The 23,318-nt window shown below is 61.4% G+C and carries 17 protein-coding genes; 7 read left to right on the top strand and 10 right to left on the bottom strand.

Annotation, left to right across the window (positions count from 1 at the left end):
* Positions 1 to 26 precede the first annotated feature (26 nt).
* Together acnD and prpF are read left to right on the top strand one after the other, a co-directional pair.
* A complete protein-coding gene (gene acnD / locus FAZ30_RS14360) occupies positions 27 to 2,630 on the top strand; it encodes a Fe/S-dependent 2-methylisocitrate dehydratase AcnD (protein WP_124645493.1) in 2,604 nt (867 codons plus the stop codon).
* 159 nt (positions 2,631 to 2,789) lie between these two features.
* On the top strand, positions 2,790 to 3,983 hold the full coding sequence (gene prpF, locus FAZ30_RS14355) for a 2-methylaconitate cis-trans isomerase PrpF (protein ID WP_124645494.1): 1,194 nt from the start codon (positions 2,790 to 2,792) through the stop codon (positions 3,981 to 3,983).
* Between the two features lie 72 nt (positions 3,984 to 4,055).
* Here prpF and asd read toward each other — a convergent pair whose 3' ends face one another.
* Entirely contained in the window at positions 4,056 to 4,901 is an 846-nt protein-coding gene (asd, locus tag FAZ30_RS14350) for an archaetidylserine decarboxylase (protein WP_124645495.1), read from the bottom strand.
* Between the two features lie 188 nt (positions 4,902 to 5,089).
* Between asd and FAZ30_RS14345 the strand changes: the two genes are divergently transcribed.
* Both FAZ30_RS14345 and FAZ30_RS14340 read left to right on the top strand, forming a co-directional pair.
* A complete protein-coding gene (locus FAZ30_RS14345; protein WP_124645496.1) occupies positions 5,090 to 5,638 on the top strand; it encodes an NADPH-dependent FMN reductase in 549 nt (182 codons plus the stop codon).
* A gap of 155 nt (positions 5,639 to 5,793) precedes the next feature.
* Positions 5,794 to 6,480 carry a hypothetical protein gene (locus FAZ30_RS14340; RefSeq protein ID WP_124645497.1) on the top strand — a complete coding sequence of 229 codons (687 nt, stop codon included), beginning with the start codon at positions 5,794 to 5,796 and terminating at the stop codon, positions 6,478 to 6,480.
* A gap of 56 nt (positions 6,481 to 6,536) precedes the next feature.
* On the opposite strand, the gene FAZ30_RS14335 is transcribed toward FAZ30_RS14340, so the two are convergent.
* Together FAZ30_RS14335 and dokD are read right to left on the bottom strand one after the other, a co-directional pair.
* Positions 6,537 to 7,322: an ABC transporter substrate-binding protein gene (locus tag FAZ30_RS14335; RefSeq protein WP_124645498.1), complete on the bottom strand. Its 786-nt coding sequence runs from the start codon at positions 7,320 to 7,322 to the stop codon at positions 6,537 to 6,539.
* Between the two features lie 104 nt (positions 7,323 to 7,426).
* On the bottom strand, positions 7,427 to 8,812 hold the full coding sequence (dokD, locus tag FAZ30_RS14330) for an ornithine/lysine decarboxylase DokD (protein ID WP_137009677.1): 1,386 nt from the start codon (positions 8,810 to 8,812) through the stop codon (positions 7,427 to 7,429).
* A 75-nt stretch (positions 8,813 to 8,887) separates the two neighbouring features.
* Between dokD and FAZ30_RS14325 the strand changes: the two genes are divergently transcribed.
* On the top strand, positions 8,888 to 9,802 hold the full coding sequence (locus FAZ30_RS14325) for a LysR substrate-binding domain-containing protein (RefSeq protein ID WP_137009676.1): 915 nt from the start codon (positions 8,888 to 8,890) through the stop codon (positions 9,800 to 9,802).
* Between the two features lie 49 nt (positions 9,803 to 9,851).
* On the opposite strand, the gene FAZ30_RS14320 is transcribed toward FAZ30_RS14325, so the two are convergent.
* The 3 genes from FAZ30_RS14320 to FAZ30_RS14310 form a co-directional block, all read right to left on the bottom strand.
* Positions 9,852 to 10,064 (bottom strand): sigma factor-like helix-turn-helix DNA-binding protein, encoded by a 213-nt coding sequence (locus FAZ30_RS14320; protein WP_059286182.1) that lies wholly within the window; start codon positions 10,062 to 10,064, stop codon positions 9,852 to 9,854.
* Positions 10,065 to 10,267: 203 nt separating this feature from the next.
* Complete coding sequence (locus FAZ30_RS14315; RefSeq protein ID WP_168190852.1) at positions 10,268 to 13,681, bottom strand: ATP-binding protein; 3,414 nt, start codon at positions 13,679 to 13,681, stop codon at positions 10,268 to 10,270.
* 379 nt (positions 13,682 to 14,060) lie between these two features.
* A complete protein-coding gene (locus FAZ30_RS14310; RefSeq protein ID WP_124645502.1) occupies positions 14,061 to 15,311 on the bottom strand; it encodes a TIGR03862 family flavoprotein in 1,251 nt (416 codons plus the stop codon).
* A gap of 270 nt (positions 15,312 to 15,581) precedes the next feature.
* Between FAZ30_RS14310 and FAZ30_RS14305 the strand changes: the two genes are divergently transcribed.
* Together FAZ30_RS14305 and dbpA are read left to right on the top strand one after the other, a co-directional pair.
* Positions 15,582 to 17,210 (top strand): methyl-accepting chemotaxis protein, encoded by a 1,629-nt coding sequence (locus FAZ30_RS14305; RefSeq protein WP_137009674.1) that lies wholly within the window; start codon positions 15,582 to 15,584, stop codon positions 17,208 to 17,210.
* A 208-nt stretch (positions 17,211 to 17,418) separates the two neighbouring features.
* Complete coding sequence (dbpA, locus tag FAZ30_RS14300) at positions 17,419 to 18,804, top strand: ATP-dependent RNA helicase DbpA (protein WP_124645504.1); 1,386 nt, start codon at positions 17,419 to 17,421, stop codon at positions 18,802 to 18,804.
* A 230-nt stretch (positions 18,805 to 19,034) separates the two neighbouring features.
* Here the strand turns inward: dbpA and tauD are convergent, their stop codons facing one another.
* The 4 genes from tauD to tauA are packed head-to-tail and all read right to left on the bottom strand — an operon-like array spanning position 19,035 to position 22,585.
* The gene (gene tauD / locus FAZ30_RS14295) at positions 19,035 to 19,871 is read right to left on the bottom strand and encodes a taurine dioxygenase (protein ID WP_124645505.1); all 837 of its coding nucleotides are present in this window, start codon (positions 19,869 to 19,871) and stop codon (positions 19,035 to 19,037) included.
* Between the two features lie 54 nt (positions 19,872 to 19,925).
* Positions 19,926 to 20,804: a taurine ABC transporter permease TauC gene (gene tauC, locus FAZ30_RS14290; protein WP_124645506.1), complete on the bottom strand. Its 879-nt coding sequence runs from the start codon at positions 20,802 to 20,804 to the stop codon at positions 19,926 to 19,928.
* A complete protein-coding gene (gene tauB / locus FAZ30_RS14285) occupies positions 20,801 to 21,592 on the bottom strand; it encodes a taurine ABC transporter ATP-binding subunit (RefSeq protein ID WP_124645507.1) in 792 nt (263 codons plus the stop codon). The genes tauC and tauB overlap by 4 nt, the downstream gene beginning before the upstream one ends.
* A gap of 3 nt (positions 21,593 to 21,595) precedes the next feature.
* Positions 21,596 to 22,585: a taurine ABC transporter substrate-binding protein gene (gene tauA / locus FAZ30_RS14280; protein WP_124645508.1), complete on the bottom strand. Its 990-nt coding sequence runs from the start codon at positions 22,583 to 22,585 to the stop codon at positions 21,596 to 21,598.
* Between the last annotated feature and the right edge of the window lie 733 nt (positions 22,586 to 23,318).

Genomic DNA, 23,318 nt, shown 5'->3' with positions numbered 1-23,318 from the left:
CCACCCTTCAGAGTTTTAGCGACGCCATGAACAAAAACTACCGCACCAATCTGCCCGGCAGCCAGCTGGACTACTACGACACCCAAGCCGCCGTTGATGCCATTGCACCCGGTGCCTATGCCACCCTGCCCTATACCTCGCGCGTGCTGGCCGAGCAACTGGTACGCCGCTGCGACCCGGACTTGCTGACCGACGCGCTCAAGCAGCTGATCGAACGCAAGCGTGATCTGGACTTTCCCTGGTATCCGGCGCGCGTGGTGTGCCATGACATCCTGGGCCAGACCGCCCTGGTCGACCTGGCCGGCCTGCGCGATGCCATCGCCGACAAGGGTGGCGACCCGTCGCTGGTGAACCCGGTGGTGCCGACGCAATTGATCGTCGACCACTCGCTGGCGGTGGAGTGCGGTGGTTTTGACCCGCATGCCTTCGAAAAAAACCGTGCCATCGAAGACCGCCGCAATGAAGACCGCTTCCACTTCATCGAGTGGACCAAGACCGCCTTCAAGAATGTGGATGTGATTCCGGCTGGCAACGGCATCATGCACCAGATCAACCTGGAAAAAATGTCGCCGGTGATTCAGGTGCGCGATGGCGTGGCCTTCCCCGACACCTGTGTCGGCACCGACAGCCACACCCCGCACGTGGATGCGCTGGGCGTGATCGCCATCGGCGTGGGTGGCCTGGAAGCGGAAACCGTGATGTTGGGCCATCCGTCCATGATGCGGCTGCCGGACATTGTTGGCGTCAAGCTCACCGGCCAGCGCCAGCCTGGCATCACCGCCACCGACATCGTACTGGCCCTGACCGAGTTCCTGCGCAAGGAGCGCGTGGTCGGCGCTTATGTAGAGTTCTTTGGTGATGGCGCCGCCAGCCTGTCCATCGGCGACCGTGCCACCATTTCCAATATGTGCCCGGAATACGGCGCTACCGCCGCCATGTTCTACATCGACCAGCAAACCATTCATTACCTGAAGCTGACCGGCCGCGAAGCCGAGCAGGTGGCACTGGTGGAAAACTACGCCAAGGTCAGCGGCCTGTGGGCCGACAGCCTGGCCACGGCGCAATACGAACGCGTGCTGGAGTTTGACCTGTCCAGCGTGGTGCGCAATATGGCCGGCCCGTCCAATCCGCACAAGCGCCTGCCCACCTCGGCGCTGGCCGAACGCGGCATTGCCGTGGATCTGGACAAGGCGCGCGCCGAAGAAGCCGAAGGCCTGCTGCCGGATGGCGCGGTAATCATTGCCGCCATCACCAGCTGCACCAACACCAGCAACCCGCGCAATGTGGTAGCGGCCGCCCTGCTGGCCAAGCGCGCCAATGAGCTGGGCCTGGTGCGCAAGCCGTGGGTGAAGTCGTCGTTTGCGCCCGGTTCCAAAGTAGCCAAGCTGTATCTGGAAGAAGCCGGCCTGCTCACGGAACTGGAAAAGCTGGGCTTCGGCATCGTGGCCTATGCCTGCACCACCTGTAACGGCATGTCCGGTGCGCTGGACCCGGCCATCCAGCAGGAAATCATTGACCGCGACCTGTACACCGCCGCCGTACTGTCCGGCAACCGCAACTTCGATGGCCGCATCCACCCCTATGCCAAGCAGGCCTTCCTGGCCTCGCCGCCGCTGGTGGTGGCCTACGCCATCGCCGGCACCGTGCGTTTTGATATCGAAAAAGACGTGCTGGGCGTGGTGGACGGCAAGGAAATCCGCCTGCAAGACCTATGGCCATCCGATGCCGAGATTGATGAAATCGTCGAGCGTTGCGTGAAGCCGGAACAGTTCAAGCAGATCTACATTCCGATGTTCGATCTGGGTAGCTTCGAGGCCGCCAAGAGCCCGCTGTACGACTGGCGTCCGATGTCCACCTATATCCGTCGCCCGCCCTATTGGGAAGGCGCACTGGCCGGTACACGCACGCTCAAGGGCATGCTGCCGCTGGCGGTATTGCCGGACAACATCACCACCGACCACCTGTCGCCGTCCAATGCCATTCTGCTCAACTCGGCAGCGGGTGAATATCTGGCCAAGATGGGCCTGCCGGAAGAAGACTTCAACTCCTACGCCACCCACCGTGGCGACCACCTCACCGCCCAGCGCGCCACCTTTGCCAACCCGCAACTGGTAAACGAAATGGCGGTAGTGGACGGCGTGGTGAAAAAGGGCTCGCTGGCGCGTATCGAACCGGAAGGCAAGGTCACCCGCATGTGGGAAGCCATCGAAACCTATATGGCACGCAAGCAGCCGCTGATCATCGTGGCCGGGGCCGACTACGGCCAGGGCAGTTCGCGTGACTGGGCAGCCAAGGGCGTGCGGCTGGCCGGGGTGGAAGCCATTGCCGCCGAAGGCTTCGAGCGCATTCACCGTACCAATCTGGTGGGCATGGGCGTGCTGCCGCTGGAATTCCAGCCCGGCACCACCCGCAAGACACTGGGCATTGATGGCACGGAAAGCTACGACGTAGAGGGCGAAATCTCGCCGCGCTGCACGCTGACCCTGCTGATTCATCGTCGCAATGGCGAAACCGTGCGCGTGCCGATGATCTGCCGCCTGGATACCGCCGCCGAAGTGCGTGTCTATCAGGCTGGCGGCGTGCTGCAGCGCTTTGCCCAGGACTTTATCGAGTCTACCCAGACTGTTTGAGTTTTCACCCCCCGGCCCGGCGGTGTGTCCCCGCTGTCGGGCCGGATCAGGGTGACCCCATCCATCCGCGCAGCGGTCCGCCGGCAAGGCGGGCCGCTGGCTTAATTTTCATCACCCGGCGCGGCCCTGAGCCCCGGCACGCCGGCAAGGAGACTTTGCATGGCCCACGCTCCGCAAATCCGCATACCTGCCACTTACATCCGTGGCGGCACCAGCAAGGGGGTGTTTTTCCGCCTGCAAGACCTGCCGCCCGCCGCGCAGCAGCCCGGAGCAGTACGCGATGCCATCCTGATGCGCGTCATCGGCAGCCCCGATCCCTACGGCAAGCAGATCGACGGCATGGGCGGTGCAACGTCCAGCACAAGCAAGACGGTGATCCTGGCCAAGAGCAGCCGGCCGGAACATGACGTGGATTATCTGTTCGGCCAGGTGGCCATCGACAAGGCCTTTGTCGACTGGAGCGGCAACTGCGGCAACCTGTCCGCAGCCGTTGGCTCGTTTGCCATCATGAGCGGACTGGTAGACGCCAGCCGCGTCCCGGCCAATGGCATGGCCACGGTACGCATCTGGCAGGCCAATATCGGCAAGACCATCATCGCCCATGTGCCCATCACCAACGGTGAAGTACAAGAGACCGGCGATTTCGAGCTGGACGGCGTCACCTTCCCGGCAGCCGAAGTACAACTGGAGTTTCTCGACCCGGCCGACGAAGGCGATGGCGAGGGCGGCGGCGCCATGTTCCCCACCGGCAATGTGGTGGACACGCTGGAAGTCCCGGGCGTGGGCAGCTTCCAGGTCACACTGATCAATGCCGGCATTCCCACCATCTTCCTCAATGCCGCAGAGCTGGGTTACAGCGGCAGCGAACTGCAGGACGCCATCAACGGCGATGCTGCCACGCTGGCACGCTTTGAAACCATCCGCGCCCACGGTGCCGTACGCATGGGCCTGATCAAGGACATTGCCGAAGCGGCCACCCGTCAGCACACGCCCAAAGTGGCTTTTGTTGCGCCCCCCACTGATTACACCGCCTCCAGTGGCAAGGCCATCCAGGCCGGTGACATCGACCTGTGCGTACGCGCCATGTCCATGGGCAAGCTGCACCATGCCATGATGGGCACCGCCGCGGTGGCCATCGGCACCGCTGCCGCCATTCCCGGCACGCTGGTCAATCTGGCCGCCGGCGGTGGCGAACGCCAGGCCGTGCGCTTTGGCCACCCCTCCGGCACCCTGCGCGTGGGTGCAGAAGCCAAGCTGGTGGATGGCCAGTGGCAGGTCAGTAAGGCCATCATGAGCCGCAGCGCCCGCGTCTTGATGGAAGGCTGGGTGCGTATTCCCGGCGATGTGCTGTAACACAAGGCAACTAGCGCCATGAAAAAACCGCCTGACCAGGCGGTTTTTCTTTGACAGCAACAGGACACCGACTCAGATATCGGCCATCACCTCGCCCAGCCGCACCGGGCTGGCAGGCTGCCAGTGCTGATTGAACTGCAAGCCCGTGCTCTGCGGGAACAACAGCACCACAGTGGAGCCCAGCTGGAAGCGGCCCATTTCCTCGCCCTTGCCAATGACGATCTGCTGATCCTGATAATCCCAGCGCTGAACGCGGCCGGGGCGCGGCGGATTCACCACGCCATGCCAGGTCGTCGCCATGCTGCCGACAATGGTGGCCCCCACCAGCGTCAGCACAAAGCGGCCATGCGGGCCTTCGAACTCGCACACCACACGCTCATTGCGAGCGAACAGGCCCGGCACGCCGCGCGCCGTGGCCGGATTCACCGAAAACAGCGCTCCCGGCACATAAGTCATGCTCAACAGGCGGCCATCACAAGGCATGTGAATGCGGTGGTAGTCACGCGGACTCAGGTAGATGGTGGCAAAGAAGCCATCCTGATAATGCGCCGCCATGGCGGCATCGCCACCCACCAGCGCCGTAGTGGAATAGTCATGCCCCTTGGCCTGGAAAATCTGATCCTGCCGGATGGGGCCGAACTGACTGACCGCCCCATCCACCGGGCAGATCAGTGCGCTGGCCGCCAGCGGGCGCGCACCGGCACGCAAGGGACGGGTAAAAAATTGATTGAAGCTGGCATAGCTGGCGATATCGGAATTGGCCGCCTCGGCCATGTTGACTTGGTAACGACCGACAAACCAGCGGATCACCGCCGTGGTCAATCCACCGGCTTCGGCGCTGGCCAGCTTGCCGGCCAGAATGGTCAAAGCCTGCTTGGGCAGGAGGTATTGCAGCCATACGGCGAATCGTTCGGACACTGTTTCAATACTCTGAATGCGGACAGCCGCACATTATAAGCGCTCCTGCCCACGAATGCTAAAAGCTTGCTCCAGCCCTGGGCGCTGGGGCTGTACCGTTTACCTTTATCCCTGGCGATTAATACAGGCCCTGACTAGAATAAAGCACCATCAGTACTGGTACGAACAACCCAAGCGAGGAATCACTAATGAGCACACTGAAAGTTCTGGCCATTTGCGGCAGCCTGCGTCGCGCATCCACCAATATGGGCCTGCTGCGCTATGCACAAGCGCATGCCCCGGCTGGCGTGAGCATCGAGATCGCCGACATCGGCCAGTTGCCCTTCTTCAATAGCGACATCAGCGAAAAACCCGCAGCGGTTCAACAGCTGCTGGCGCAACTGGCAACGGCAGACGCCCTGCTGCTGGGCTGCCCGGAATACAACTATTCCATGGCTCCGGCGCTGAAAAACGTACTGGACTGGGCTTCGCGCGAGCCGGACAACGCACTGCTGGCCGGCAAGCCGGTGGCCATTGTTGGCGCTGGCGGCGGCATGGGGACTTCGCGGGCGCAATACCATCTGCGCCAGACCTGCGTGTACCTCGACCTGCACCCGCTGAACAAGCCGGAAGTATTCGCCAACGCCTTCGCCGGCGGTTTTGATGCCGAAGGCAATCTGACCGACGAACGTCTGCAAGCGCTGGTAGTACAACAGCTGCAGGCGCTGCAAGCCTGGGCCGGCAAACTGTCGGCCTGATTCATCGACTCGCCTCACCAGGCCGGGGCCGCCACGGGGCGCTCCGGCCTTATTGCATTGATTTTTACTAAAATTTTCCCGTCCGCGACCGATAATGAGACATCAGCTTGTCGCTTTGCCGGCAAGCCTTATCTTCCTCTCTGCAGGAGTCGCTCATGACCATCAGCAGCATTCCGGGCAACAGCCAGTCGCTGTACGCCAGCCTCAGCAGCACCACCCTGACCGACAGCAAAACCGGTGACAGCATCAGCAGCAGCACGCTGACGGTGGACGAAGTGGTCAGCCTGGGCCAGAACGACAGCAGCAGCCAGCCCCTAACCTATGGCAAGCCCGGCAACACGGCGACGCAAAACGTGGATGTCCCTGCGCTGCTGGCCAAGTCCAACCAGCAAGTGGCCGACTTCCTCAAACTGCTGGGCAATCTGGTTCAGCAACAGGGGCTGCAGTGGAATAAGGTAGTCAGCGGCGAACAGCAATTGACGGTAGACCCGAAAACCAAGGCAGAAGCCACTCAGGCCGTGTCGGAAGATGGCGAACTGGGCGTCAAGAACACTGCACGACGCATTCTGGATTTCGCCCGGCTCGGCATAGGCAACGATCCCAGCAAGATCGCCAGCATCCGCGATGCGGTGCAGCAGGGCTTTGATCAGGCCAAACAGGCTTTTGGCGGCAGCCTGCCCGACATCAGCTACCAGACCCGTGACGCCATCATGGCCACGCTGGACGACTGGCAAAAGAATGGCCTGCCCAGCAATAACGACTACACATTGATCAGGCCGGACAGCAGCCAGGGTCACAACAGCAAGCAGGACAACAGTCAGAACAGTAGCAGCGCAGGCTGAACAACTGCCCTCACCCGGCAAGCCATTACGGCAAGACGGATGAGGGCCGGTGTGGCTCAGTAAATATCGCGGCCGAAATACTGCGTGCTGAGCTTCTTGAAGGTGCCATTGGCACGCACGGCAGCAATCGCCTTGTTCAAACGTGCCACCAGCTCCTTGTCTTCCTTGCGCACTGCCATGCCGGCACCGGAACCCAACACCTCACGTTCGGCGGCGTTGTCGCCATTGATGGACGGGCCGACAAAGGCAAACGCCTTGCCCGGCTCGCTCTTGAGGAAGCCGGCCTCCACCTGCAGCTCATCCTGGAAGCTGGCATCCAGCCGGCCATTCACCAGGTCGGCATAGGCCTTGTCCTGATCCTCGTAGCGCACCACATCCATGCCACGCGGCCCCCAGAACTTGCTCAGATACATGTCCGCCGTGGTACCGCGCTGCACCCCTACCCGCTTGCCCTTCATGCCCTCTGCCGTGAACTTGAGCGTACTGCCCTTGGTGGCGATCAGGCGTTGCGGCGTGCGGAAATAACGTTCACTGAAGGTAACGGCCTTGGCCCGGTCAGCGGTAATGGTCATCGACGACATGATCACATCGTACTTCTTGGCGATCAGACCGGGGATGATGCCATCCCAATCCTGATTGATCAGCGTGCAGCGCGCCTTCATTTCCTTGCACAGCGCCACCGCCAGATCGGCTTCGAAGCCGACAATCTGCCCGGCCGGATTAAGCGATTCGAACGGCGGATAAGTAGCATCCATGCCGATACGCAGATTATTCAAATCCGTCGCGCCAGCCTGCAGGGCGACAGCGGACAACAGCACGGCACACCAGGGTTTCAGCTTCATCTTTATTCCTCCAAACGACGTAAGTGGACATACGCTCTTGCAAGGGACTACGCACTGCTTGCTGTTATCGCGTCACGGCCGGCAAGGGCCGTGACCCTGCTGGATTAATCCAGACCGCTTTCCAGCAACAACATGTCACTGAAGGTCTCCTGACGGCGGATCAGGCGGTAATGGCCGGCGTCTTCGATCAGCACCGCTGCCGAACGCGGCTGGGCGTTGTACACCGTCTGGTTTTCCAGCTGATAGGCACCGACATCCAGGAAGGCCACCACATCGCCCACGGCACTGGCTTCGGGCAACAGGAACTGCTCACCCAGCGGGCCGTGGCGGAAATAGTCGCCACCATCGCACAGCGGCCCACCCAGCTTGACCGGCTGGTTGTGGCTGTCAGCAATACGGCTGGCGTTGTAGACATAGAAATACCAGTCCTTGTAATCCGGAATGGCGTTGAAGCCGGCATCCAGCATGCGCCAGTCCACCTGGCCTTCCACGCTGCCATCTTCATTGAGCAGGGTCTTGCGTTTGCCGCTGACCAGGCTGGTCAGCAATACCGCCGCGCTGCCCACCACCTTGCGCCCCGGCTCGATGCAAATCTCGATGTCCTGCCGCCAGGCATGCACTTCGCGGATCACTGCCGCAGCGAATTCATCCGCCCCGATGGCCGGCTGCATATTATCCGGGCCACCCAGGCCACGGTCGCTGGCATAGCGGTAGGGCGTGGGGATGCCGCCACCGACATTGATCATGTCAAAGCGGATATTCAGCGTGTCTTCCAGTTGGCGCGCCGTCTCCACCAGCACGCGGGTCGCCGCGCCAAACGGTTCGGCATCCGGCACCTGGTCACCCACATGCATGTGCAGGCCGCACAGCCGGACATAGGGCATGGCAGCGACCTGGCGGCAGATACGCTCGGCATCGGCCAGATCGACACCGGACTTGGCACGGAAAGCCGTCATCAGCCCCTCGTGCGTGGCTGCTTTGACATTGGGTTCCACCCGCAGGCAGATGCGCACCGGCTGCTGCAGACGACGGCTGATGCGGTCGATGGCCAGCAGCTCCTGCTCGCTATCGACATTGATGGCATGCAATTGCTGGCTGATGGCGAATTCCAGCTCTTCATCGCGCTTGACCACACCGTTGTAGACGATCTCGCTGCCAGCAAAGCCCGCCGCCAGGCAGCGGCGGATCTCGTTGGCGGAATTGGCTTCAATGCTGATGCCGGCCTCGCACACCACTTGCAACACGGCCAGCAGCGAGCAGGCTTTGGAGGCGTAGCAGATGCGGGTGGCGGCATGGCCGGCAAAGGCTTGCTGGATTTCCGCGATATTGCGGCGGATTTCCGGCGCGGAATAAACAAACAAGGGCGAGCCAAATTGTGCGGCCAGCGCCGGCAAATCCACCCCTTCGAATTGCAAATGGCCGTGACTGGCGCTCAGGCGGCGGTCATGCTGCAGGGTGTATTGCCGTTGGGAATCATAATCGTGGTGCATGGCGTCTCCGTTTGATGGTGCTGTTTGTTGCCAAACATACGGAAATCACCTAATTTGCACGAACGAATTATTGGCATGGAACTATTCCATCTTGTCATGAACGATACTCATCACCTTCCCTCGCTCTCTGCCCTGCGTGCCTTTGTGGCCGTGGTGCAGACCGGCAGCTTTACCGAAGCGGCACGCCGGCTATTCCTGACCCAGGGTGCCATCAGCAAGCAGATCCGCCTGCTGGAGGAGCATTACGGCACACCCTTGCTGCAGCGCCACAGCCGGCAGGTGCAGCCCACACCATCGGGCCGTACCCTGCTGCCGGTTGCACAGGACGTGGTGGAAAGGCTGAAAGAAGTGGAAAGACGGCTGAAAACCCAGACCGACATCCTGTCGCTACAGGTCTATGTCACCTTTGCCGTGCGCTGGCTGATGCCACGGCTGGGCAGCTTCTACCAGCAATATCCGCTCACCCAGCTGCGCATGGACAGCATGGTGTACGAGCCCTCGGAGCTGGACCCAAGCATCGACCAGGCCTACATCCTGTTCGGCCGCGGCCACTGGCCCAATATGCAGGCCGAGCTACTGCTGGCGGAAAGGCTGAGCCCGGTGTGTGCACCCGGCATGCTGGGGCAACTGTCCTGCCTGGAGGATCTGGCGGGGCAGACGCTGTTTCATACCACTCGCGATTACGAGGAGTGGATGGCCTGGCTGGCCACCCAGCAAATCAGCTCGCTGGCGCAATACAAGCATCAGGTAGTGGACCTGCACCACCTGGCCTGGACGGCGGCGGCCAGCGGGCTGGGCGTGGCCATCGGCGATATGGAACTGCTGAAGGACGAACTGCAACAGGGCCGGCTGGTGCGCCCCTTCGATACCGTACTGGAAACCGGCTGCGGCTATTATCTGGCCTATCCCGACAGCTATGCCGATCATCCCGGCCTGCAGGCGCTATTGACCTGGCTGCGCCAACAGGCCACCGGCGACGCGGCCACATAGAAAAAGCCCGGCGTTGCGGCCGGGCTGCAAGTCAACAACACAGGAGAAATTACAAAGGCAGATGCCCGGACAAGGCATTGAGCTTGCGCAGCGCGAGGCGAAAACGGGTATGCGCACGGGAAACGGTGGATTCACTGATATCCATTTGCTGCGCGGCAAAATAGCCGGTCATGCCCTCCACTTCCATCAGCCATACGGCTTCGCGCGAGCGTTTTTTCAGGCCGATCAGGTCGGCAACCTGGTTGAAATCGTCAAGTTTCATGGCTCTGATCTCCGACATCAAACTGAGGGGACTTGGCGCTGCCAGTGTGAAACCGGGCGGGTAACACCGGCAAGACAGCAAACCGCAGCGGCTTGTTTTTTCAGCATAGATGCTTGCATAAAAAATGCATGGTCTGATTTGCATCAAATGCTGCTGTAGTGCTGCCAGCCGGTCAGCGATTGCGATTTTGCACGGTGCTGCCGCTAGGGCGTGCGGTGCTCAGTCGCCTGGCGCGATGGCCCCAGATACTTGTCCAGCATGGCCGACAAGGCCACGATGGACAGCGGCTTGGTGAGGAAATCGTCCATGCCGGCTGCGCTGGTTTTTTCCTGCTCCTCCACCCCGGCATTGGCGGTGCAAGCGATGATGATGGTGGCAGGCCTGGCCGGATGTTCTGCCTCGTAATTGCGGATCAGCCGCGCCAGCTGGTAGCCATCGGTATTCGGCATCTGGCAGTCGGTCAGAAGCAGGCTGAAATGGCCGTCTTGCCACTTGGCATAGGCCTCGGCGCCATCTTCGGCCAGCTCCACCCGATAGCCCAGTTTTTCCAGCTGCCTGGTCGCCAGCTTGCGGTTGGTGGGATTATCCTCGGCAAACAAAATGGGCAGAATGGTCTGATCCTGATTGCTGACAAATGCGGCGGGGCCGCCCGGCAGCTGTTGCAGCGACTCCTCCAGAGCGTGCGCGTCGGCCACGCTCACCACCAGCAATAGCGAGGCGCAGCTGCCCTGCCCGACCTCGCTCTCCAGACTCACCTCGCCACCCATCAGCTTGGCCAGCCGGCGACAGATGGTCAGCCCCAGCCCGGTGCCGCCAAAACGGCGTGAGGTATCGGATTCGGCCTGGGTAAAGGGCTGGAACAGCTTGGCCAGCCCTTCGGCATTGATACCGATCCCGCTGTCTTGCACTTCGAACCGCAAGGTCTGCGAGCGGCCCTCTTCTTCCAGCAACAGCACCCGCAAGACAATCCGGCCATGCGCGGTGAATTTCACCGCATTGCTGACAAAGTTTTGCAGGATCTGCCGTACCCGCAAGGGGTCGACCAGCACGGCGGCGGCCACGCGCGGATCGATCTCCAGCACAAACTCCAGCCCTTTGCGCGCGACGGCCTGCGAATACAGGGTATGCACCTGTTCCAGCAGGGGACGCAGTACGGTGGGCGTCATCACCACCTCGAGCTTGTCGGCCTCGATCTTGGAAAAATCCAGGATGTCATCGATCAGCCGCAGCAAGGTGCGGGCGGACTCCTGTATGGTGTCCACCGAGTCTTTCTGCTCCGCGTCCAGTGCGGTCATGGCCAGCAGTTCCAGCATGCCCAGCACGCCGTTCATGGGGGTGCGGATTTCATGGCTCATGGTGGCCAGAAAGGCGCTCTTGGCCTTGTTGGCCGAGTTGGCCTGATCGCGCGCTTCCAGCAACTCGCGCTCGGCCTGCTTGCGTTCGGAAATATCGATGCACGCCAGAATCGACCCCTGCTCCGGCTGCGCGGCAAACAGATTCATACCCTCGAACAAAACCCATATCGGCTTACCCTGCCCGGTCTTGCATTCGATCTCGCAGCCTACCTTGGTCTGCTTCTGCACCATGTCCTGCAGCTGGCTGGTCAGCTCAAACCAGCCCTCGTCGGACAGCACCAGTTCCATCAGATGCCGGCCCGGCAATTGCTCCCGGCCGCTGAGGAACATCGCCTCGGCCATGCGGTTGGCACGGACAATCTGCATATTGGCATTCAGCCGCAACAAGCCGACCGGCGAGGCGGAATAGATCGCCTCTTCTTCCTGCAATACCGCCCGCAGCTGCGCTTCCGAATGCAGGCGACGGTCTTCCTCGTCATAGAAGCCCAGAATGCTGGCGCAGGAGCTGACCAGTGGCCGGATATCCTTTTCCACCAGCAAGGGGTCTGCGCCGCGCAAGCAGATGATGGCGTGAATCTGCTCGTCCTGTATCACGGGCAAACTGACCCATGCCGGCTCGTTGGCCAGGGCCGCCATCAGATAGCTGACCGGGTCCAGCTCCTGCCCGATGCTGATCAGGGCCGGGAAATGCGCTGGCCATTGCCCGGCCTGCAAATTGATATTCAGCGATCCATCGCTGACATTGAACAGCTCCAGCAGGAAACCATCCGCCGCTGCGGCAAAGCGTTTGAACTCATCCAGCAGCCGGTTCAGCACCTGCTCCCGCGGCCAGCGACACAACATCAGGTTTTCCACATGGGAGATGGCCGACAGCATGTCCAGATTGCGTTCCAGCGAATGCTCGGCCAGCCGGCGTTCCTGCTCGTTGCGCACGATCAGGAGATAAACGGTATGGGCTGTGCGGTCCTGAAAGCGCGTCAGGGTCAGGCCGGCAAAAAAACAGCGACCACTGCACTCCATGCCCAGGCCCTGCAAATTGATGCCCACCTCATCACCGGCAAGCAGCATGGCCTTGTCAAGGTCATCGCCCATGCGCAGCAACTGGTCGATGGGCAAGCCGAGCAAGCCTCCCTCCGGGTAGGCAAACATGCGCTCGGCACCGGCGGCGGCGCTCTGGATAATGCCCTGGTCGCTGATGGTCATGATGGCATCGCCTGCGGCATCCAGCATGCGCTGCTGATGATTCAGCGGCTGCAGCACCTTGCGCACCATGAAATACAGCAAGGCCACGCCCAGCACCAGCAAGAAGAGACCCAACAGGCTGTCGCGCAGCAGCAGGCGGCGATAGTGTTGATGATTCTGCTGAATCAGCTCCCCGGTCATGTCGGACAAGACCATGAAGGTAGCGCGCGCCGCATCCTGGGTTTGCGTCAGCTGCTTTTGCAGCTGGGCTATCGCCAGGGGGTTGTTGCCATGTTCGCGCAGTAGCTGGGTTTGCTGCTTGGTCTGGATGTTCAGTTGCAGCGCCAGCTCGGAAAATTGCCGCATGCGCTGCGTCAGGCGCGGGTCATTGGCATAGCGGGCATCGGCGCGCAATTTTTCCAGCAATACGCCGGCCAAATCCAGCCGGGCGCGCAGATCATCCTCCTCGGTTTCACTCAGCATGGAATTGAGTTCAGCGCGCAACACCAGCCCCATGGCAGCGGCCCGCAGGCTGCGCGCCACCAGCCAGCCATCCTGCTTGATCGTATCCAGCAGATTGATGTCGGCGCTACCGCTGAGGTCGATGCGGTTGCCGGCTTCCACCATCATGGCGCTCAGTGTGCTCTGGAGATTGCGCATGGCCAGCTCCAGCCCGTAGCTGAGCGTTTCGTCGCGGGCGAATGACTGGTTCAGCCGGGTGTTCACTTCACTGCGCAAGCGTTTGAAGTTTTGCAATTGCCCGGCAAACTGCTCGCCATAGTGACGGTCGTCCGGCAGCTGGCGGAATGACTGCAAAATTTGCCCGGCCTGAAAATCAGCCCCTTGCTGCAAGCGCAACAGGGTGGCGCGCTCTGCCTCATCCGGTGCGGTGCTGCGGTTCAGCACAATGCGCGCCTGAATGGATTCGCGCCGCAACAGGTCAGCCGCCATGAACAACTGCCTGCTGATATTGTTCAGCTGCATCACCTGCTCGGCCTGTTGATAATTGGCCCAGGACGCAAGCAGCAGTTCGGCAATCCAGGCCAGCTGAATTCCGCCCAACAAAATGACAATCAACAACACCGCCCTGCTTATAGACAAGGTCTGCAGGACCTTGCTGCTTATTTTTTGGCGCATATCCCACCCTGAATTGTGCCAAGGCCATCTAGCCTTGCTGCCGGCGTACCGGGCTATTGCTATGGTATAGCCGTCCGGCAAGGACATTGACATCAAAAATTCAGCTCACTACGCCTGTCAGTCATCACCGTCGGCGGGTGACAGGCTGCGGTGGGGCTCACCGGCGGGAATGGATATGGATTGGGCAGGCAGTACGGACATGGCGGCTGCACTGTGCGAGAGAGGGAAAGGCAGGCTTACGCCAAGTGGCGAGAAGTGCGCGGCAGGCCAGGCCTGCCGCGACTTTTAACTATGGTGAGCACGGGATCGCCGCAACAGAAAATCAAACCGCCTTGGTGCCACGCAGCCAGTCCAGCATGCCCAGACCGGCAGCCCGGCCGCTGGCCAGGCAGGCGGTCAGCAGATAGCCGCCGGTTGGCGCTTCCCAGTCCAGCATTTCCCCGGCGCAGAACACACCGGGGCGGGCCTTGAGCATCAGCCGCTCATCCATGGCCTCGAAACACACACCACCGGCGGTGCTGATGGCTTCGTCAATGGGCCGCGTGGCATAGACTGTCAGCGGCAGGCGCTTGATGCCGGCGGCCAGCGCAGTCATATCGGTAAAGGCTTCCTTGCTCAGGCACTCGCGCAGCAGCCCAGTCCGTACGCCCTTGAGATTGAGCCGGCTTTGCAGATGGCTGGACAGAGAGCGCGAACCACGCGGATGGGCGACTTCGCCCAGCACCTGTTCGGCGCTTTTTTGTGACAACAAATCCAGATAGCAGGTGGCCGAACCCTGCGCCAGCAGCGTATCACGCAGCGCGGCGGAAAACGCATAGATCAGATTGCCTTCCACGCCGTAGCGGGTCACCACACACTCGCCGGTCTTGCGCACGGTATTGCCTGCCAGATCGGTAAACTCCAGCGTGACTGACTTGAGCGGCTGGCCGGCAAACTTGTCGGCAAAGTGCGCGCTCCAGTTGCAGTCAAAGCCGCAATTGGCCGGCAACAAGGGCCGCACGGCCACGCCCTGCTCGCCAAGCAGCGGCAACCAGCTGCCATCCGAACCCAGCTTTTTCCAGCTACCCCCACCCAGTGCCAGCAACACGGCATCGTGTTGCACCAGCAAGTCGCCAGCCGGCGTAGTGAAACGCAGCGCGCCCTGTGCATCCCAGCCCTGCCAGCGGTGGCGCACCCGGAACTGCACCCTGCCTTCACGCAGACGCGACAGCCAGGCACGCAGCAAGGGCGCCGCCTTCATTTCGCGCGGGAACACCTTGCCAGAACTGCCGACGAAGGTTTCCACCCCCAGTCCATGCACCCACTCGCGCAGCCGGTCGGCGTCAAAATCCTGCAGCAATACGCTCAGTTCGGCCTCGCGCTCACGATAGCGGGTGAGGAAGTCGGCCTTGGCTTCCGCGTGGGTAATATTCATGCCGCCCACACCGGCCAGCAGGAACTTGCGCCCAACTGACGGCATGGCGTCATACACCGTGACCGCCACCCCGGCGGCCGCCAGCACCTCGGCTGCCATCAGGCCGGACGGACCTCCGCCAATGATGGCGACACTGGATGAGGACGTGGGCTGTTGCATGAGGACTCCTGACTGGTGGCCGACAGCCGCTGACCGCACCGCGAAAGTGCCAAGTTCAGTGCTCTGCCTGTTGATTGAGGCGGGATTGTTGCAGAAATCACGCGTTCCCCCAAGCCACATCGTGCCCATGACACCATCGAGGGAAAAAATTTGATTTAAACCAAGCACAGTTAATATGACGTACGGTACGCTGGCCGCTGTTACAGGCCATGCATGACGGCTCAATAAAAGCATAAGCAACAACAAAAGGAGGCGGGGCTCCCGTTTGCAATGAAAAAATTTTCCGAATGGCCAATCTGGCTGAGACTGACCAGCGCCATCTGGTGCTGCCTGGTGCTGGCATGGAGCGGGCTGATTGCCTGGGAAACCACCGTCAGCCGCGACATCGCGGTATCCCAGGCCAAGGACCTGGCCAGCAGCATGAATGAAATGACGCTGGCCGGCCTCACCGGCATGATGATGACCGGCACGGTAGGCCAGCGCGATGTGTTTCTGGATCAGATCAAGGAACTGTCTGCGGTGCGCGAACTGCGGGTCATCCGTGGCGAAGCAGTCAGCAAGCAGTTTGGCCCTGGCAATGCCGGTGACAAGGCCCACGCCGCCGATGAGGCAGAAAAAGGTGCACTGGCCAGCGGCCAGCCTTATATCGCCATCGAATCCACCCCGCAGCTGGGCGAACACCTGCATGTGGTGTATCCGGCGCGCGCCGCCAGCAACTATCTGGGCAAGAACTGCATGGGCTGCCATCAGGTCAGTGCCGGCACACCGCTGGGTGCCGTCAGCATGCGCATTTCGCTGGAAAAACCCTATGCCTCGGTCACCCAGTTCCGTAATCAGAGCATTCTGTTTGCCATCGTCGCCTCGCTGCCGCTGATGGCCGTGGTCTTCTTCTTCATCCGCAGTTTCGTCACCCGCCCGCTGCAAGCCATGGCGGGTGGCCTGTCCGAACTGGCCAAGGGCGAAGGCGATCTTACCCGCCGGCTGGAAGTGCGCCACCAGGACGAAATCGGCCAGACCGCTGGCCTGTTCAACCAGATGCTGGGCTCGATTGCCGACCTGGTCAGACAGGTTGGCGGCGCCGCCCGCACGGTAGCCTCCTCTGCCGGCCAGCTCAGCGGTGGTGCAGAAAAGCTGGCGGACAGCTCGCGCACGCAGAACGCCCAGTCGCAGGATGCGGCGCAAGCGGTAGAGCAACTGGCGCAACATATCGGCGAAATCGCCCGCCATGCCGAACAGGTGCTGGAACAGTCGGACGAAAGCCTGCAGCGCTCGCAACAGGGCCGCCGCGACCTCACCCAGCTGCAACAGGAAGTCAATCAGGTGCAGCAGGCGGTGGAAATGATGGCCGAGGCCGAAACCGAACTGGTGAAGTCCACCAGCTCCATCACCAGCATGACGCAACAGGTACGCGACATCGCCGAACAGACCAATCTGCTGGCGCTGAATGCCGCCATTGAAGCCGCCCGTGCCGGTGAAGCCGGACGCGGCTTTGCCGTGGTGGCCGATGAGGTACGCAAGCTGGCGGAAAAATCCGCTCTGTCCGCCCGCGAAATCGACACCGTGACTGGCGCACTCAACCACAAGACCGAAGCGGTACGCCAGGCCGTGGCCGCCAGCCTGTCCTCGCTGGAAGCCAGCCACCAGTCGGCAGGGCAAGTGGCCAGCGTGCTGGAATCGGCCAGCGACTCGGCCACCGCCGTACGCAATGGCCTGCGCCAGATCGTGCAGGTAACCGAGCAGCAGCGCGAAACCAGCCAGCGCGTCACCCGCAATATCGACAGCATCGCCGAACTGGCCAGCACCAACGACAGCGCCATCCAGCACACCGTGCGCTCGGCAGAAGAGCTGGAAAGCCTGGCCGCAGGTCTGAACGATTCAGTAGCCCGCTTCAAGGTATAAGCCAGACAGCACCATCGACAACGCCAGTGAGCCCCTCACTGGCGTTTTTTCTTGTGCCGGCCAACCGCCGCCAGCGCCAAGTCATTCACCACACAGTAAAAAATGCCACAAGCCGGTCGCTTTACCCCACCGGCATCAAGGCTTGTTTGGACAATGCCGCCGCAACTGTTACACTGCCCACCCTTTCTGTCGTTACATCGCCAAGTCCGTGAAAAAAATCGCCTTTTCCAGCCTCACCGCGCTGCCTGCCGCCCTGCTTTCCAATCTGGACAGCCTGGGTTATCACAGCATGACCCCCATCCAGGCCGAAAGCCTGCCGGTGATTCTGGAAGGCCGCGATTTGATCGCCCAGGCCAAGACCGGCAGCGGCAAAACAGCGGCCTTCGGCCTTGGCATGCTGGCCGGCATCAATCCGCGCTGGTTCGCCGTGCAGGGGCTGGTGCTCTGTCCCACCCGCGAACTGGCCGACCAGGTGGCACAGGAAATCCGCCGTCTGGCGCGCAGCATCGACAATATCAAGGTAGTCACCCTCACTGGCGGCTCACCGATGGGTCCGCAGCGCGGCTCGCTGGAACACGGCGCGCACATCGTGGTGGGCACCCCCGGCCGGTTGCAGGACCACCTGTTCCGCCAGTCGCTGGACCTGTCCAATGTGAAAATGCTGGTGCTGGACGAGGCCGACCGCATGATTGACATGGGCTTCATCGAAGAAATCGTCGGCATCGTGCGCGCCTGCCCGCGTACCCGCCAGACCCTGCTGTTCTCCGCCACCTACCCGGACACCATCCGCAAGGCCAGCGCGCAGTTCCTGCGCCAGCCGGTGGAAGTGAAGGTACAGGCCCTGCACAGCGGCGACCATATCGAGCAATGGTTTTACAAGGTCAAGCCGGAAACCCGCCTGGAAACCGTCACCCGCATCCTGCAGCATGTGCGCCCGGCTTCGGCGCTGGCCTTCTGCAACACCAAGGAACGCTGCAAGGAGCTGGTGAAAGACCTGCAAAACCGCGGCTTCTCGGCACTGGCACTGTATGGCGATCTGGAACAGCGCGACCGCGACCAGATCCTGCTGCGCTTTGCCAACAAGAGCACCACCGTGCTGGTGGCTACCGACGTGGCCGCCCGTGGTCTGGATATCAAGGAGCTGGATCTGGTGATCAATGTGGACGTGAGCCACGACCCGGAAATCCACATCCACCGTATCGGCCGTACCGGTCGCGGCGAGCTGCACGGCCTGGCCATGACCCTGACCTGCGAAAACGATGCGCGCCGTCTGGTGCAGATCGAGGACTATCAGAAAGCCCCGCTCACCTGGGCTGAAGTCACCGAACTGACCCCGGCTCCGGGCGGCCAGCTGATTCCGGCCATGGTGACGCTGGAAATTGCCGGTGGCAAACGTGACAAGCTGCGCCCCGGCGACATTCTGGGCGCACTGACCGGCGAAGGCGGCATTGCCGGCAGCCATGTCGGCAAGATCAATGTGCTGGAGGGTGCCAGCTTTGTTGCCCTGCAACGCGATATTGCCCAGCAGGCTTTCGAGCAGCTGGCGGTGAGCAAGATCAAGGGCCGTCTGTTCAAGATGCGCTTTGTCGAATAAGCGCCCAGCTGCCAGCCATGCACAAGCCACCCCGCAGGGTGGCTTTTTTATTTTCCGACCGAGAACACTAGAGCCTGTTCAGAGTCTCGCGAGCGAGAGTGAGACAAGGCGAAAACGACCGGAAAGAAGTGGGGAAGCGGAGTTTACATGGCGTAAATGAGTATTCCGCAGGCGTTTTTAACGCAGTATCACCCCATTTCGACTAAATCCAGCAGGCTATGGACTGGCTCTTAAAAGGGCTTGTCACCCAGAATCGTGGCCCGGTGCATGATGCGGCGCGTCGGACGATAGTCGTCCACCGCGTAATGGCTGGTGGAGCGATTGTCCCAGAAGGCCACATCGCCGGCCTGCCAGCGCCAGCGGATGGTGAATTCCGGCCGCGCCTGATGGGCCAGCAGGAAAGCCAGCAAGGCAGCACTTTCTTCTTCCGGCAGCTCGTTGATTTCGGTGGTGAAGCCGCCATTGACGAACAAACCCTTGCGTCCGCTTTCCGGATGGGTACGCACCACCGGGTGGCTCAGCGGCGGATTGTCACGCCGGGTCTGCTCCCACTTTTCCCGGTCGGCCGGCGTCAGGCCAAAGCGTTTGAGCGGGAAGGTCTTGGTAAAGTCATGGGTGGCGGTCAGCCCTTCCAGCAAGACTTTCAGGCGGTCAGACAGCGCATCCCAGGCAGCAAAGCTGCTGGCCCACAGCGTATCGCCACCAAACTCTGGCAACTGGCGGGCGGCCAATACGGCGGCGGCCGGCGGGGTTTCGATGAAGGTGACATCGGTGTGCCAGATCGCATTGTCTTTCAGGTCGAACGCGTCGGTATCCAGAATCATCACCTGCGGCGCATCCGGGTGCTGCGGGTAGATGGGGTGGGTGTGCAGATCGCCGAAGCGGGCGGCAAAGTCGCGCTGCTGGCGCGGGCTGATGTCCTGGTTACGGAAGAACAGCACCTGATGCTGCAGCAGGGCCTGGCGTAATTCCTGCTGCAGGCTGTCGGTCAGCGGCTGCGCCAGATCCACGCCCTCGACAATCGCTCCCAGCGCCGGGGACAAACGGGTAAGCGTCAAACTCATCATGTATTCCTTGCATCATTCAGTCGTGGCCACCACCACACGGCAGTGGCGCTAAAGTTAATCCTGCTGGCCATGCCAGGGAGCCAGACGGCGTTGCAGCAGCCGCAGCCCCAGCTCCAGCGCAAAGGCGATGACGGCGATCACCACGATGCCCAGAATCACCACGTCGGTCACCAGAAACTGGGCGGCAGACTGCACCATGAAACCCAGCCCACGGGTGGCGGCTACCAGCTCAGCGGCCACCAAGGTGGACCAGCCGGTACCCAGGCCGATGCGGATGCCGGTGAGAATTTCCGGCAGCGCTTCCGGCAGGATGACAAACCACAGCAACTGGCGACGGCTGGCGCCCAGCGTCTGCGCCGCACGCAAACGGTTGCGGCTGACCTGCGCCACCCCATGGCTGGTGGCGATGATGACCGGGGCCAGTACCGCCAGGAAAATCAGCAGCACCTTGGACAATTCGCCAATGCCGAACCAGATCACGATCAGCGGCAGATAGGCCAGCGGCGGCACCGGGCGATAGGCTTCGATCAGCGGATCGAGCAGACCGCGCGCCACCGGACTGACGCCCATCAGCACCCCCAGCGGGATACCCAGCAGCACCGCGGCCACCAGGGCCAGCACAATGCGCTGCAGGCTGGCTGCCAGGTGCTGCCACAGCGTGGCATCCATGAAACCCTGCGTGCTGACCGTCACCAGTTTGGCCAGCACCGCCTCCGGCGCGGGCAGAAACAATGCCGGTACCAGCCCGCTATGCGACAGCCCCCACCACAGCGCCAGCAGGCTCAGCAGGCTGATGCCGCTGAGCCAGCCACGGCGATATTGTGTCCATACCCCACGACTTAACGCTGCGGCCTCTGGTGCAATCTCGTCCGGCACCACCGTCGGGGCAACCGCCACCAGCCGTTGTTCCAGTGAAGTTTCCAGCGTATTCATGCAAGCTCCTCCTCCGGCTTGCGCCGGTGATCAAACAGCGTGGCCAGCAGCTGTTCGCGCAGGGCGATAAAGGCCGGGTCCGACTTGATGGCACGCGCCGACTCGCCGGCACGGTAACGCTGACTGAAACCAGGACGCAGCGTCTCGACGATGCGCCCCGGCCCTGGCGACATCAGTACCAGTTCGGTGGCCAGAAACAGCGCCTCTTCGATATCGTGGGTAATCAGAAAAATACGGCGGTGCGCCTGCTGCCACACTTTCAGCAGCAGCTCCTGCATCTGCTCGCGGGTAAAGGCATCCAGCGCGCCAAACGGTTCGTCCATCAGCAGCACTTGCGAATGACTGGCCAGCGCACGGGCAATGCCCACCCGCTGGCGTTGCCCGCCGGACAGCTGCCAGCTGTAACGGCTGCCAGCCTCCGGCAGGTCGACCAGTGCCAGCACTTCGTCGGCACGGGCCAGCCGCTCGGCCTTGGCCACCCCTTGCAGACGCAGGCCAAAAGCCACGTTGTCACGCACGTTCAGCCAGGGCAGCAAGGCATCGTGCTGAAACACCACCGCCCGCTCGGCCCCCGGCCCCGTCACCGGCTGGCCGGCAAAGCTGACCGTACCGCTATCGGGCTTAACAAAACCGGCGAACAGGTTGAGCAAGGTGGTCTTGCCGCAGCCGGACGGACCCAGCGCGACGGTGAGGTCGTCCGGGCCGATATCCAGCGACACCCCGGCCAGGGCCGGGCGGGTCTGGCCGGGATAGCGCACCGTGACCTTGTTGGCAGACAGGCTGGACATGGTTTACTTCGCCGCCTTGACGTACTGGTTGCTCACATAGGGGCTGTAATCAGGCTGCAGCGATTCCACCTTGCCCTGCGACTTGAGGAAGGCCGCGGTATTGGCCACCGCCTGCACGAAAGGCTTCTGCAACAGGGCGACCTGGTCTTTCTGGGTGAGGAAGCGGTTACCCTGCAAGCCCAGCACCACATCGGCCGGGGCCGCGCCGGTCAGGCGGCTGATCTTGTCGATATTGTCCTTGTTCGCGATAAAGGCCTTGGGATTGGCCACATAGCCGGCGATGGCATCCAGCGATACCTTGGCAAACTTGTTGACGAATTCCGGGTGGGCCGCGGCAAAGTCCTTGCGCACGATCCAGATATCGTAAGTGGGCGCACCCCACTTCGATACCTGGGCCGAACTGGTCAGCACCTTGCCATTAGCCTTGATCTTGCCCAGTGCCGGGTCCCACACATAGGCGGCATCGATGTCGCCACGCTGCCAGGCAGCGGTGATTTCACTGGGGCGCAGGTTCAGCACATTGACCTTGGTCGGATCGACCTTCCAGTGCTTCAGCGAGGCCAGCAGGCTGTAATGGGTGGTGGACACATAAGGCACCGCCACCTTTTTGCCGATCAGGTCTTGCGGCGTGTTGATCTTGCTGCCATTGCGCACCACCAGCGCCTCGGCATCACCAATTTCGTCGGCCACCAGGAAGGTCACAATCGGCAGACCGCGACTGGCCGCTGCGGCCAGCGGGCTGGAACCCAGATTGCCAATCACCACATCGCCGGAAGCCACGGCGGCAATCACTTCCGAACCACTTTCAAACTTGCGCCAGTTGATCTGGCTGCCGGTGGCCTTTTCATAAGCACCATCGGCCTGCGGGATCTTGGTGGGATCAATGCCGGTCTGGTAGGCAATGGTCACGGCATCGGCAGCCAGTGCAAGACCGCTGAGCAGGGTGAGCGAGGCAGCAATCAGGGTAAGACGGGGCAGTTTGGCGTAGTTCATCGCAGATTCCAGTAATGGTGTGGGTTTTGTTGATGCACACCAATCTAGCAAGCCGTCCCCGCAAAACTAAGCAAGAAAAAACGCATTACTTATCAAAAACTAGCAATTGACCAACCAGCGCCAGGGAAAACACCACCGCGGGTTTATGAAAATCATATGACATGACGCAAAGACCACTCAGCCTGCCGTCTTTATCATTTAAAGCATTGAATTTAAAAAAATAGCGGTCAATCACAAGAAAATTGCGTTTCGATTAGCCGCGCCGGCTTGCGGCGAGTGGCCTTGTCTTTGCCAGACACGGAAAAAACACGGTAGAGTGTTTAAAATGAATCAATCAGTCTTCAAATAAAACAAGCTGGGCATCCGGGAGATATCAAAGAATGTTTGGATCAGGCAACAAAAAGCGCATACAGCAACTGCAGGATCGGGTAACAGAACTGGAAAACGCGCTGCAACACAGCCAGCGCCAGTTACAGGACAGCGAACAGGCACGCCAGCAGGCCGAACAGCAGATCAGCACTCAACAGAACCAGACCCAGCGCAATCAAAGCTATGTCGAGCCCTTTGGCGATTTCTGCATCAGCCTGGCCAGCATTCGTGGTTCCTTTGCCGAACTGGCGGCACTGATGGAAAGCAATTTCGGCGCAGCCGCCGATGCGGTCACCACCCTGCACCACACCCGTGGCGCGGTGGATACGCTGGCACACAGCTTCGACGAAATCGCCCAGGCCCA

The organism is Aquitalea aquatilis (genome assembly GCF_005155025.1).
Classification (GTDB): domain Bacteria; phylum Pseudomonadota; class Gammaproteobacteria; order Burkholderiales; family Chromobacteriaceae; genus Aquitalea; species Aquitalea aquatilis.
Note: the sequence above shows the minus strand (reverse complement) of the source record. Positions and strands in the feature narration are given on the sequence as shown.